Raw genomic sequence first — 12,513 nt, 5'->3', positions numbered from 1 at the left:
CCTGTGCAGACACAGAGAACTCCCTCTGTTGTGAGTGGTGAATAATCAACTAGCTGTTCGGGAGCATGCAAAAACATTGCATGGATATACTCCGTCCGAACACAGCTAGCCCTATTCTTTTTTAATCATCGCCAGCTCTTTGAGCAGTTCGATGTACTTTCCATGTTCTTGCGCTGACATTCGCAACGCCCATTGCAGAGGATCTGGGAAATCCTTTTCCCGAAAGGTCCCGGGGTTGCCCAGAAATGCCTCCAAATAGCTTTGCTTGCCAAACGGTATGCCCACTTTATGGATGGCACGCTGTATAGCACTCGCCAAGGGGATGTGTCGGTTCCACATCCAACCGGATGGCGATGCCTTGATCGGAGGCAGCTCGGGGAGGTGAACGGGAACGGCTGCTGTCCCACGCTTGCCGAACCACTGGTGCCGAGCATGCTGCTCACGCACCTTTTGCACGAGTTGCTCGCGCATTTCATCTACCTTCGGGTGCCACAACCAATAGCGGCAGGATGGTTCCCTCAGCAACAAACGGTTGAGCGTCTCAAGGCTGATGGACTTCTGATAGTCGACCAACTGGGTGAGCACCGCATTCAAACTGATGACCATGCAGGGAAGATTGTGCTGCTTGTAGTGCAGGGAGAGCGATGAGGGGAATACTCGACTCGCGATCTCGACTAGGATAGCCATCCGATGTGAAGCGATGGCCACGACCAGGTCGGGCTCCTGACCATCATGGTCAACGGGCCAGTTTTTGGCCACCGTTTCCACCTGCCAGTTCACTTCTCGGCCTAGCTTCGAGAGAAGCTCGCCGCCGTATTCGGCCTCTCGCTTGGCTGTGATACCTCCGGTCGATTCAGACAGCTCCTGCTTGGCCGCGAACAGAATGGAGGCGACTAAAGCATTATCACAAGCTCGCCTATTGTGATGCGCAAAGTGGTGGATATAGACCTCGCCCTGCTTGGCGACCAAGGGGCTTTGGCATTGCGGGCACACACAACCGCACGCCAGCCCCCGCTTTACGGATGATGCATCAACCAGACGCCCGGCCAGGAGACCAAAGGTGGCTCGATGCCTGAGTGATGCGGGAATCTTGAAGATGCTCGCCATGAGCGCACCTCATCAGAAATGATGATGAACCATACTTTACATCAATGTCATTAAATGGGGGTGTAGGCGTGGCGGTGCCTCATGTGGAATTGTTCTATAAAAATAAGCCTCACGGGAGAGGCTCATTACATAGCTAGGTGGTTCTGATAAAGCACGCAAGCGTGAACCTTAGGCAGGAATCCATCCCTATCAGAGATAACAAGGGCGATTCCGTTAATGTTTTTTGGGAATGAACCCTTGCCGACCATGGGATGCTCCCGTGAACTTAATAACGGTTGCCTTGTTGTCTAGATCGAAAGGTGGATCTTCGTTCTCGAAGATGATCACCTGAGCAGAGCGGAGGTCTTCTGCAATCGACCGGTAGAACGCATCCTTCACGTCATGCGAAAAGCCTCCTTCGTTCGTATCAGGTTCGCGATAGACCACAAGGGGCGAGTCAATCAATACGAAGCCCGGATGCGGCATTTCACGCTTAAGACAACTCTTCAGCAGCGCCAGATTGAATGCAGCGTGCGCTATTGCCCGAACACCCTTGCCGTGGCTCGCGCGCGTCCGACCGGAGATCACTATATCCTGATCGCCTTCGCTGAAAGTGACCCGGTCTAATCCTGGGAAGTGCCAGGCACGCAACAACGATTCGACCTCCTGGCAGAAGTCTTCAGTCTCGTCGGCGCGGATGCGTGCCGTTGCCAACTCGGCCCCCTTCGTAGCGGTCAGGTTCCCCAGATCAGACAGCAGCCCTTGCAACTCATTCACACGTCCATTGAGTTCAATTACATGACGGTAGGTATCCCTTGTCGTTTGACTCTCACGTAGGCGCAGCAATGCAATCTCAACACGTGGCTTCAACAACTCCGTGAGGTCTGCGGAAACAGCTCGAATGTGCTCTCTCGCCAACTCGCATTGGTCGTGAAGCCGCGTGATCTCCTTGTCGTTCTCTTCCCGCGTGAGATGCAAGTCTGAAATCAACGCTCTGATCTTGGCTGCCTCGGCAAGGCAAGACTGGGCCACATCCCCGGGGGCAGCATCTTCCTTCTGGTGTTCGTGCTCTTGATGCTCTGCGAGTGCCCCACAAACTAGACAGCGCTCCTCGTTCATTTGTCCGAGACGAGAACCAGCTTCCGCAATGCTTTCCAGTCGACGGAGGTCAGAAAGATACTGCTGTTCAAGTAGTGTAAATCTACGTTGCAATTCCCGCAGGACACCAGACTGCGATTCAAGCTTGCGCAATCCGTTCAGCTCAACCCGGCGCTTTCCCTCAAGTGACGCCGCATTTTGTTGCTCAACAGCAAGTTCCTTCTGCGCCGCCTCATACAAGGACTCAACCTGGGTCAGTTGATCCTGCCAGACCTTTGCATCACCCGGTAGTTGCAGCTCGGCGATGCGTCCCTTGGTCTGACTCAGCAGCAGTTCAAGCATCTCGGCCTTGCCTGCCTGCCGTCCCTTTGCAACCTTTGGGTCCTCGATGGAAATTATGGAGCTGTCATCTACTCCAGTCAGTAGTAATCGGAAGACTGCACTTTCCGAAGTAGCTGTGGTGTACTGCCCAGAGAGGATCGGCGACTCCTCACTGATGACCGTCTCTTCATCAACCAGTATCAGCCGAGCCAGATCCCGAAAGCTGACCTCGCGAGTTACCCCTTGCTTGTTCTTGCGAACTTTTTTTCCTGTCAAACCAGAAAGACCCAACAGGTAACGTGAGACCGAATCCTTGTCATCCGCACTGTGCTTTGCAGAAAGCGTTCTATCTGCTTGGCTTGTACTGATGAGCGTGAAGTTGCCACCACGCATGGACCGCTCAAGAACGAACTCCTCCTTGCTACTTGGCAAACTCAACGCAAGACGAACCGTCTCATACCTCTCCGACTCCGGTATGGGCTTGGGCACATTACTAGCACCAAACATGTAGTCGATGCACTGAACGATAAATGTCTTGCCGGTATCTGACGGACCAGATACGACGTTTAGACCCTCATTGAATTGCACTTCTGCATTCGGGACACCGTTCCCGACCAAAGTCAAACGTCGGAGTTGAAATCCTGTCATCGCCATTCAGCGTCCTCCACTTTCAACACAGACTCCATAGTGAATTCCGCACCCCACTCGCCGACTTGGGAGTTGGCAATGTCCAGTAGCTCATCGTCGGACATCTCTCCTAGCAATGAGACGAGCCATGCCGCCCGCTCTCTCAACTGCAGTGCGTAGTTGGACGACAATACATCCAGAAACGCTGCCGTCCTCTCCGTCGCCGCAAACATCACACCGGCTTCTGTGTAATGGCGCTCTAAAAGACCTCGACTCTGATACAACATCAGCCCCTGCTCTAAAACAGCACGGCGCACCAACAGTTCCCCCCCGCGATGCGGCGTCTTGGGGTGCAGTCCAGGTGGGCCACCTGGTAAGTCATCGGAATGGACAAGCAAGTAGTCGGATACTACTAGTCGCTGGAACGAGTACGCCAACGGAAAGGCCTCACACAAGAGCGTCACCGCTCGCAGACCGATCTCAATCGGGCCATTGAACGGTGGCAATGTCTCGATCTCGCCGTGCTCACTCATCGAACCCACCTGACCTTTCCGTCATTGGCGAGCTGATGACAAATGCCGCCTCGGTCGTAAGTCGACAAGCGCTCCTTGAGCGCGTGGTCAGTAATAGGTAGCAGCTTGGCAGTCTTGACCACTGCGAGAACACGCCGATAGCCATCTGAATGTGCTCCGCGGATTTCATCCTTGATGCCACCATGCAACTCGTCTTGAAGCTGCTCAAATGCTCCTGGTGGCAAGGTGTCCCGAGAGAACGCTCGAAGAGCTTCGGCACTGTAGAACTCAAGGCGAGCGTCGTTGAAGTGCTCCCGAACATCTTCGTGAGTGTCCAAGTCCGCAACTGTCGGAATGGCGCACTTCAGATGGCCACCATAGGCATCCAGCAGATTGCGCACATAGGTGACCTCATGGGCCGCGACCACGACAGGTGGTGGAGGCATCTGTGGTCTTGCAGGAAGACCACCACCAAATCGTGTTACATACCATCGGGTCTTGGCATGCTGGTCAATAAGTCGCAGAGGCGGCACAGCCTCGAAGATCGAGAAATCGAGCATATCGAGGTACTTACGCAAGTCGGCATTCAGCTCTACTTCTGCCGTTGCCGTGATACTCGTCTTGCAGTACTTGTCCCAGTTCTCAACCAGCTGCGCCTTGAGTTTGTCAGCCTTCTTTAGCAGATTTGACAGCTTGGTTCCTGCCCCTTGAGGCGCGACGAAAACGTATCTGCGGGGATAGGTGTACTCCTTGGAAAAGGTGTAATAGACCAGTTTCCCAAGCTCTACCCAGATGTCACTTGGGGTCAGACCAGTGCTGTAGTGCTTGCACTGGTAGTTATCCCAGATTACAGGGTTTGCCTTGTCGAACGCGATGATGTCTCGGCCCATGTCCCCGGCACCACCGCACCGCTCGACAAGCCCATACTGATCCCTCAGCGAGTCGGCCCATTCAAGAACAAAGTCTTCCCACTGCCCTGGGCTGAAGATCCGAATCCGTTCAATAGGTGGAATGGGCAAGCCAGCCGCTACCACGTCTGCAGATGTAACTGCGGCTATAGGCTTGGCCAATGGGGTGGTCAGCGACATTCCAACCTCTGCATATATGGACTGCGGAGGGATCGCCAAGTGATTAACTTATTACTATTCGAACGACGATGAGCGTGCATTCTTCTTTTCTCCCAACGGCACCAATCAGATACCTAGGTTCCTAGTCTGACTCCGTAGAGACTCGACAGCCTTCGCCAACGCAGTCTCATCTGGTGCTTGCGCTCCCCAGTCCTTCCAGAAGTCACGGGTTGCGCTGTCGGGGGCTATCGTTGGAACATCCAACTTGATGCGTGACGGCAAAAGTACTGCATCTCCCAGCATCAAGGCCTCACCCGTGTCCAGCAGAGGAAGAACGCTCGTCAGACCCGCCAACGAGTCAGGCATCAGGCGTTTGATAACCCCTTGGTCCATGTCATTCGTAAGGCGTAGCGACAAGAAGTTATTGCATTGGCTCAAAATTGTTCGGCTGACATCTGAGGGACGTTGGCTGACGACAAGCAGCGAGAACCCGTACTTCCGTCCTTCTTTTGCAATCCGCTCGAATGCTCCAAGGGCTTGCCGCTGAACAGCATCTGCATCGTCGCGGACGGGCAAGTACAAGTGCGCCTCGTCACAAAGCAACGTAACAGGTGTTCGCTTCTCCGCTGCCATCCAGAACTGCACATCGTAGAGTAACCGAGCCAGTGTTCCGGTCACCACGGGTAAAACGTCAGATGGTACTTCGGAAAAATCGATGACCTTGATGCCTTTTCCGCCATTCGAGCTCAGCAACCGGGCGATCTGCGCTGCAAGCCAACCATACGTATTGGCCGCAGCAGGTGGTGAAAACATGAAACCATAGCGCCGGTCTTCGAGCTTGGCCTCCATTCGTGAGATGAAGCGCGTCAGCTTGTCCTCCCACTCACCTTTAACTGGACCGCTCTTGCCAACCCCCTTTGTTGTGTTGTCAATGTTCAAGACATCTAGGAGATCTTTGAGCGCATAAGGGATTGGCGAGTCAACGGTGAAAGTTTTCGCAACATCGTACTTGCCTTCGGCCTCAAGTGTTTTCTGCTTTAAGGCACGAACGTGAGACGTGAACCTCGATGCCTGATTCGGGGCATTCTGGTCACTGCGGTCGAGAATCATCGATAGCATCTCATCGCGATTCAGCAGCCAATAAGGCAAGAACAGCGCATCGTCTGCCTGCGCAATGAGATCTCCCGGGCCGGCAATGCGAAGGCGGGTCGCGTAACCACCCTTGGTCGTATCGGCTAACGGGGCATATTCCCCGTGCATATCAAAAACCAGAATGTTCGGATACTTGAGCTGTGCGGCCCGTTCCAGAATCAACGCCACCGCATAGCTCTTACCAGAGCCCGTGCTACCCAGAATTGCAGCATGTCTCTGAAAGAATTTATCACCGCTAGCGATTGCTTCCGCAGTACGATCAGCAACAAAGACTCCCAACTTCAAGCGCTCGTTTTCGGGGTAATCTGCACCGAGGATACCCATGAATCTTTGAAGGTTTGCGCTCTCAATGACATAGCATTCCCGGTCAATTTGCGGAAAGCTGTCTGCGCCACGCTTGAACGTATTCTTCTTGTCGCCATCGACGGTCCGGAAAGTCCCGATCAATGCTCCTCGGACTGTGTCTGTCGGTACGGCAACCAACGGTAACTCATCTCCGTCAGTGGATAGTTCATCTGGCAGGCCGTCGCTGAGACTTCGTGTAACTCGCTCGGTGATTGCGATCAAAAACTCTTGTTCGGTGCTGCCTTTGATTGCGATCAGGTTGCCGATGCCGATCCGAGTCAACAAAACAGAGTTCGACACATCGACAGCGACACGACTCGTATCAACAGACGAAACACGGCCGAGTAGATCGGCCTCTGCAAATTGCAATGCTGCGGATGTAGCTGTCATGGCTCAAGAACCTCCGTTACGAACGAATCTACGTCCCACATCCCGACTCCCGGAAAGAAGAACTCTTTTTGCTCTACGATGGCTGATGTGCCTTCAACCCCATCCAGGTTGGCGTACTCAAGGGCAATCACATTGGCCTGCATGAGTGCCAGTTGCCTAGCTACGGTGGAGAGCGACCGCGTGAGCATCAATGTGGGCTTGCCACTCTTGATGCCGGGTGACAGGTGCGTTTCCAAATGGTCGTCATTGAAGCCATAACCAAGGATCAAGTAGCGGCTGGCCCGATCAATTGCATCGTTGGCCCGCGAGCGATGATGGTCGAATGGACTTTCATATCCATTTCTGAATTTGTTCCGACCCGGCGTGATGATCAAACGAATAGCATCGGGTAGGTCGCCTGCATAGAAGACTGGACGTCCATCCCTTGCGTACCAATCTAAGCTTCCGTGTGGCTTGCAAATCAAAGCCCGCGGTCGGAACTGAAGTGTGGCCGTGCGACGGGGATTTATCGCGACACCACGGCAAAAGCTCATTCGGCTCTCAAGCTCATTCAGCTGTCCAGCAAACCTCCCGGTAAACATCGTATCAGCGCCGATGTCGGCTTCCTCGACTGCAATCTCGACAAGGCGGTCATAGTTGGTCGTCACGATGGTCATGCCCACCGCTGGCTTAACCATGTGCGCCAACAGTCTTGTCAGCCGTAACTTCCGCTTACCGGCAAACACTTCGGACACAACCTTGCGCTCCCGCTCCGATATGAGTTGACCTGTTGCTGCGGATATCAAAGCTTCAAGTAGTGGGGTGGGCGGCGCAGCAAGAAGGGCTGCTTCGAGACCATGCGTAAAAATGAGTGGCAAAGCAGCTGACCATGCATCAGCGTCTGCACCGCTTAGTCCATGCCCAACATGGGCCAGCAGATAATCTGCGAGCTCTCCCATCCCTGGCAGTCCTTCCGCACAAGAAAGACCAGACCCCACAATTGTGACAAGCCCGTCACTTAGATGGGCCTGCAGGCTAGACTTCAAGGTATGTAAGTCCATTTTTCTCGAACTTGGAAGCTGAGCGCGTTTGCCACGGCGGCAGTCAGATGGTTGTGGGCTCCCCTTGGGGCGGTAGGCACTTCGGGCCCTCAGGCAACCCAACCGGTAGTCCTTGCTTCACATGGGGGATATGGCCGAGCACGTCTAGGTCACGCGGCGACCCAAAGTTTGACCTTGACCTCCATTGTACAACAATGGAATGGTGTGAATGATTCACTCAAGACAACAGGGTGAATCGCACTGCGCTACTAGACCTCTAGTAGAGGGCCGCCCGGTGCGCAGACTGCAATGCTTGTTGCGAATCACATAGCGCAGTTGCCAAGCAGTTTGAGTGGCTTGCCATCCGTAGTCTGATCCGGCTGGCCTCCTAAGGCATGAGGGAACCTCGAAAAACCTCCCCCCTTCCAGCATGATGCAAGGATGCCAACCAACCGGACTGCACGATGATCAAGACCAGCCTGTTTGCCGGCGCGGAGCGCGAGGCCAGGATCGACAAGTTGGGCGACACCCTGCAACAACTGGCAGCGCTGATCGACTTTGCCGCGCTCGCCGCCGAGGTGGACCGGGTGGCGCCGCGCCCTGATCGGTCGCGGGGTGGTCGTCACCGTTTCCGACCGAGGTGATGGTACGCATCGTGGTGATCCAGCAGCTGAGCAATCTCAGCGACGACCGGATGGAGTTCCAGTTGCTCGACCGATTGAGCTACCAGCGCTTTGTCGGGCTGCGCGACAGCAGCCAGATTCCGGACGCCAAGACCATCTGGGGCTTTCGCGAGCGTCTGGTCGAGCAACAGGCCTACAGCGTGTTGTTCGACGCCGTGAACAAGCAATTGCTCCGACAGGGCTACCTCGCCCGCGGCGGACAGATCGTCGACGCCAGCCTCGTGCCTGCCCCGACCCTGCATTTCAGCAAGGAAGACAAAACCTGGATCGAGCAGCAGGCAACGCCAGCGGACTGGTCGCCGGCGAAACGGCGGCAGAAGGACACGCAGGCCCGCTGGACCAAGAAGCACGGCAAGTCCTGGTATGGCTACAAGCTGCACGCCAGCGTGGACAAGCGCTGCAAACTGATCCGCCGGATGGTGGTGACGCCGGCCAACGAGAATGACACCTTGCACTTGGAGGCCGTGCTCGACGCGGGCAATACCGGCCGCGATGTGTGGGCAGACAAGGTTACGTCGATCAGGCGCGGGCAGCGCGCCTGACACGATCTGGCTGGCGGGTGCAGATCCAGCGCAAGGCGGAGGCCGGCAAACCGCTGAGTGACTGCCAGCACCGGCGGAACCGGCGCATTGCCAGGGTGCGAGCTCGCGTGGAACATCCGTTCGCGGCGCTCAGCCAAATGGGCGGCAAGCTGCTGCGGAGCATCGGCCTGGCTCGTGCCCGACTGCAGCTTTACTGCAAGGCAGCCTGCTACAATCTGCGGCGCTTGTGCAGCCTGAAGGCCATCGGCGTCGAGGCCTTCTGACGCCCAAAGCGCGCCCGGCGCGCGACCAAAGCAACTCTCCCGGGTGAAAAATCAAGCGCCCAGGCCTTGAGCACGGGCGGTGGGGCCGAAAGAGGACATCTTTAAGATCAACATGCGCTGCCGGAGGCGGTATTTAGAGGTTCCCATGAGGGGGGCTCCGGATTCCCCTACGCACCATGAATGGCATCTCTTTAAAGACGCAATTTATAGCGGATACATCACGTTAGGTTTCGCATGTCCAATACCGATGCATTCGACTTGAATGACTGGTTCCGTCGCTGGGACATACAGTCAGTCCCGGATCTGGACGACAAAGTCCGAGAATGCGAGTTCTTCTTTGATTTTCTCTCAGTGGAAACGGATCGCAACAGGTTCAGGTGGTTGGTGTCTGCGTTTCTGAATGCGGCATACAGCTTCTTCGAATCGTCTGCACTTATGGCCCACTTCCGCTACACAGATCCACATAGCGAAGATCCTTGTATAGATCATGAGGGACTTGCTGTTCTGCGAAGACATGTAAAGGTGTCCCAGCGCACGAGCAATCCGAACTATGTGAAGACAGCGGGTCTGACGCCCATCACCACGCAGCTCTATGAGTTTCGGAAGAAGAACACTCACCACTTCTCACTCTCTGTGATGGCTACCGGACCATCCTTACCTGAAGACTTCCACTTTGGGAGCATGCGAGATGCAGGTACCCCCGTGATACCGCTCTGCCGAGAGACACTTGAGTTGATCAAGGCCATCTATGCGGAGATCAATGGGTAGCAGAGTCTGCATACAACAGGGCCACCGATGGCAGCCTCGGACCTGCCAGCAACTGCAGTAGCCTATCCGGGAAATCCTATATTTGGGCCTGCTGCTGTTGAGCCATGTGATCGCCCCTATCCCGGAAATTCGGATCAGCTCACGGCTGTTTATTGTTCATTATGCTATCTTGCACGGTTACTCATTCCTGCCTGGCATTGTCGCGCCGGCGTTTGTCCATCCATGCTAGCCAACCTGCACGATGAGCATGGGCATCGTGCAGAGCGTGATGCCAAGGCCGACCCGGTTGATCGTGATAAGCGCTTACCGCCTGGTCAAAAACCGTCGTGTCAATCAGCGGGCGCAAGTCGAACCATCCAGCTAGATTGGCCGGCCACGGTCCGCCGATCACTGTTCCCAACACCTCGCGGTCAAACTGGCTATCGCACGCGATCGTCGCCCTTCTGGGCAGTGTGGCAAACCAGGTGCGCAACCGATTGGGGAGGTCAATCCGCTTGACCGTCGCTCCATGAATCTGGCCCAACAGGGGCCACACTGTCGAACGTACGAAAGCGCTACAGCGATCACGGTCGAAGTCTTGTAGCTCCGCGTAGAAAACGTGTCGACCATCTTCAGACACCATGCCGATGCTGATAGGCTCGCGGTCGGCGAAGTCGGCAAACTCCGTATCAAGAAAAATCAACATGTGTGGCCTCCACCTCCGACAGCCTTGCATGGCAATGCTTTATGGGAGCCGTGCCGTGTGTACTGAGCCTGGTGTCTCTGAAAAGCGATGACGTCCGCACGTAAGAACAGGTAAGTCGTTCCACCATCGACCGCAGGGCCCGTAACGGGCCACACCCCACGGTTGATCAGCGCACGTGCCGCAGACTTCCTTCCGTATCCCGTTAGCCTCTCTAGCTCCAAACCCCAGGCATAGCGGGCCTTAAGGCTATCCAGCACCGGCCTCGGTAACTTAGGACTTTTAGCACCTTCGGGATATTCGAATCCATACAGTAGCCCTTTATCACGCAGCCAGGACAGCACATGCTCCTTGAGCCCCAGGTAGTGAGCGGCAGGCGAGATGGAGTACAACTGCTGCGACTGCAGGTGTTCCGCAAACCAAGTTTCAAATTGGGTCCGGCCGAGTAGCAGCCCTTTCAGGCCTGGCTGACTGGGATCACGGGCGATGCAGTCGAGTTCGCCACGCTGTATGGCACGAATGAGCGTGATGAAGTCGGCGCCAGTTCGGCTTCGGGAACGACAGACGGCCTCCAGGGAGATCACGCTACTGCATGCTGGGGTCGCATGGACTTGGATGCGCAAGTCACCGAGAACTCTGTCCAGCTCAGACTTTTCAAATGCCCAGTGTAGGTGCTGGGCATTATCCCCTTCCGGTTGGCGTAAGGGGGCCAGTAGACCAGCCTCAACGAGCAACTTGAGTCGTGGATGGGAGAGGCCAAGATAGTCAGCCGCCTCTGCGAGTGTGTGCAACGCATCGGCACTACCACGCTGGAAGCGCAGCACCGACTTGCGGTCGACGACGAGGTAGCGAAGGGAGCCCTTGGATTGCTGATACCAGCCTTGGATGTGCCCCTGATCGACCAGCACATTCAGTTTCTTCCGGGAGATTCCCAAAGTCTCGGCAGCTTCCTTGGCAAGGATGGTCGCGTGGTCGGCTGTAATGGCCTCGGAAAACCTATGCCGTTCACCGATGACCCCTTTCCAGTGTGCCGAGATGAAGCGCTCGAACTCATGGCGCACAAAATGCAGCTCAGGGTGGCTGAGGGCTCGATTAAGGGCGAGCAGCCGGGGACCTGTGAACTTATATAAGTGCAAAGCATGTGTTTGTGTCTGGTCACAAGAGTCGGACAGTAGGGCATGAAAGGCATGGGGCCATTGCGTCAACATGTGGCCAGCGCTCTCGAGCACCGGCAATGCGACGGCTAGCCGGTGGTGGTCCTGCACCTTCAGCGACTTCTTGAGTGAGCGGAAATGTCCATAGCACCCCAACACCCATAGCAGGTCGAGCAGCCGGGGAAGCTGCACGTCCTCTAGCAAGTGGGCAAGATCGCTGGTTGCGGCTGGGAATGGGGTCTCAGTCGCTGCGGCAAACTTCTCACTGATAAGTTGAGCAACTTGGCACAACTCTGCGGATGTGGGCATCGGAGCGGCAGTGGTGAGTGAGTGATCACAGCGGCATTGGTGTAAGCCACCGCTATACCAGCTCACAGGCTGTTGGCAGGCCGGGCACAGTTCGTGAAGCAAACGCCGATGGGCGGGGCAGGCCACTTGTAGCGTCAGCAACCATTCGGTCTTCCAGTAGCCAGACTCTCGCAGACAGTCAGGGCACCAACGCCGGTGGTGGAGGTTCCAGTAGGTGGTCTTGATGCCAAGTTTGCGCTCGGGGTTGATCGGTAGGGTGGGGATGGAGGGCCCCCATAGACAGTTCATTTCCGTCGCGCCATGTCCTGTCGTTTGTTCGAAGAAGGCTTCGAGGCTCTGAGCAGGTAGGTCCATACGCTTTTGGAAGGCCTGTAGCCAGGGCAGCGTTGGCAAATCGTTGACTGCCCCCAGTCGCAGCAGATAGCCGATCGCGCTCTCCAGCGGGAGCGGCAGAGGGTGAATGGGGAGAAGCGGAAGCATAGAAAATGCCCTCAC

At 55.7% G+C, this 12,513-nt stretch carries 9 protein-coding genes and 1 pseudogene; 2 read left to right on the top strand and 8 right to left on the bottom strand.

What is annotated here, in order from left to right; all coding sequences use genetic code 11:
- Window positions 1–111 precede the first annotated feature (111 nt).
- The 6 genes from DWG20_RS01095 to DWG20_RS01070 form a co-directional block, all read right to left on the bottom strand.
- On the bottom strand, window positions 112–1,107 hold the full coding sequence (locus DWG20_RS01095; protein WP_115432019.1) for a competence protein CoiA family protein: 996 nt from the start codon (window positions 1,105–1,107) through the stop codon (window positions 112–114).
- Between the two features lie 213 nt (window positions 1,108–1,320).
- Window positions 1,321–3,159, bottom strand: coding sequence for an ATP-binding protein (locus DWG20_RS01090; RefSeq protein ID WP_115432018.1), 1,839 nt, complete (start codon window positions 3,157–3,159; stop codon window positions 1,321–1,323).
- Window positions 3,150–3,665, bottom strand: a complete 516-nt coding sequence (locus tag DWG20_RS01085) for an ABC-three component system middle component 2 (RefSeq protein WP_115432017.1) — start codon at window positions 3,663–3,665, stop codon at window positions 3,150–3,152. The genes DWG20_RS01090 and DWG20_RS01085 overlap by 10 nt, the downstream gene beginning before the upstream one ends.
- On the bottom strand, window positions 3,662–4,732 hold the full coding sequence (locus DWG20_RS01080; protein WP_115432016.1) for an ABC-three component system protein: 1,071 nt from the start codon (window positions 4,730–4,732) through the stop codon (window positions 3,662–3,664). The genes DWG20_RS01085 and DWG20_RS01080 overlap by 4 nt, the downstream gene beginning before the upstream one ends.
- Before the next feature lie 105 nt (window positions 4,733–4,837).
- The gene (locus tag DWG20_RS01075; RefSeq protein WP_115432015.1) at window positions 4,838–6,598 is read right to left on the bottom strand and encodes an ATP-binding protein; all 1,761 of its coding nucleotides are present in this window, start codon (window positions 6,596–6,598) and stop codon (window positions 4,838–4,840) included.
- Window positions 6,595–7,536, bottom strand: coding sequence for an SIR2 family protein (locus DWG20_RS01070; RefSeq protein ID WP_220271992.1), 942 nt, complete (start codon window positions 7,534–7,536; stop codon window positions 6,595–6,597). Before DWG20_RS01070 ends, DWG20_RS01075 begins: the two co-directional genes overlap by 4 nt.
- Window positions 7,537–8,081: 545 nt before the next feature.
- On the opposite strand from DWG20_RS01070, the pseudogene DWG20_RS01060 reads away from it, so the two are divergent.
- Together DWG20_RS01060 and DWG20_RS01055 are read left to right on the top strand one after the other, a co-directional pair.
- A pseudogene (locus tag DWG20_RS01060) lies at window positions 8,082–9,105 on the top strand (IS5 family transposase).
- A gap of 234 nt (window positions 9,106–9,339) precedes the next feature.
- Window positions 9,340–9,873, top strand: a complete 534-nt coding sequence (locus tag DWG20_RS01055; RefSeq protein ID WP_115432012.1) for a hypothetical protein — start codon at window positions 9,340–9,342, stop codon at window positions 9,871–9,873.
- 181 nt (window positions 9,874–10,054) lie between these two features.
- Here DWG20_RS01055 and DWG20_RS01050 read toward each other — a convergent pair whose 3' ends face one another.
- Window positions 10,055–10,558 (bottom strand): hypothetical protein, encoded by a 504-nt coding sequence (locus DWG20_RS01050; RefSeq protein WP_115432011.1) that lies wholly within the window; start codon window positions 10,556–10,558, stop codon window positions 10,055–10,057.
- On the bottom strand, window positions 10,552–12,498 hold the full coding sequence (locus tag DWG20_RS01045) for a TniQ family protein (protein WP_115432010.1): 1,947 nt from the start codon (window positions 12,496–12,498) through the stop codon (window positions 10,552–10,554). Before DWG20_RS01045 ends, DWG20_RS01050 begins: the two co-directional genes overlap by 7 nt.
- Between the last annotated feature and the right edge of the window lie 15 nt (window positions 12,499–12,513).

This window comes from Crenobacter cavernae (assembly GCF_003355495.1).
GTDB classification, from domain to species: Bacteria; Pseudomonadota; Gammaproteobacteria; order Burkholderiales; family Chromobacteriaceae; genus Crenobacter; species Crenobacter cavernae.
Note: the sequence above shows the minus strand (reverse complement) of the source record. Positions and strands in the feature narration are given on the sequence as shown.

Coding starts and splice junctions, on each gene's coding strand:
- DWG20_RS01090 (WP_115432018.1), bottom strand. CDS start 3,159: ATGGCGATGACAGGATTTCAACTCCGACGTTTGACTTTGGTCGGGAAC.
- DWG20_RS01075 (WP_115432015.1), bottom strand. CDS start 6,598: ATGACAGCTACATCCGCAGCATTGCAATTTGCAGAGGCCGATCTACTC.
- DWG20_RS01080 (WP_115432016.1), bottom strand. CDS start 4,732: ATGTCGCTGACCACCCCATTGGCCAAGCCTATAGCCGCAGTTACATCT.
- DWG20_RS01085 (WP_115432017.1), bottom strand. CDS start 3,665: ATGAGTGAGCACGGCGAGATCGAGACATTGCCACCGTTCAATGGCCCG.
- DWG20_RS01055 (WP_115432012.1), top strand. CDS start 9,340: ATGTCCAATACCGATGCATTCGACTTGAATGACTGGTTCCGTCGCTGG.
- DWG20_RS01045 (WP_115432010.1), bottom strand. CDS start 12,498: ATGCTTCCGCTTCTCCCCATTCACCCTCTGCCGCTCCCGCTGGAGAGC.
- DWG20_RS01095 (WP_115432019.1), bottom strand. CDS start 1,107: ATGGCGAGCATCTTCAAGATTCCCGCATCACTCAGGCATCGAGCCACC.
- DWG20_RS01070 (WP_220271992.1), bottom strand. CDS start 7,536: ATGGGAGAGCTCGCAGATTATCTGCTGGCCCATGTTGGGCATGGACTA.
- DWG20_RS01050 (WP_115432011.1), bottom strand. CDS start 10,558: ATGTTGATTTTTCTTGATACGGAGTTTGCCGACTTCGCCGACCGCGAG.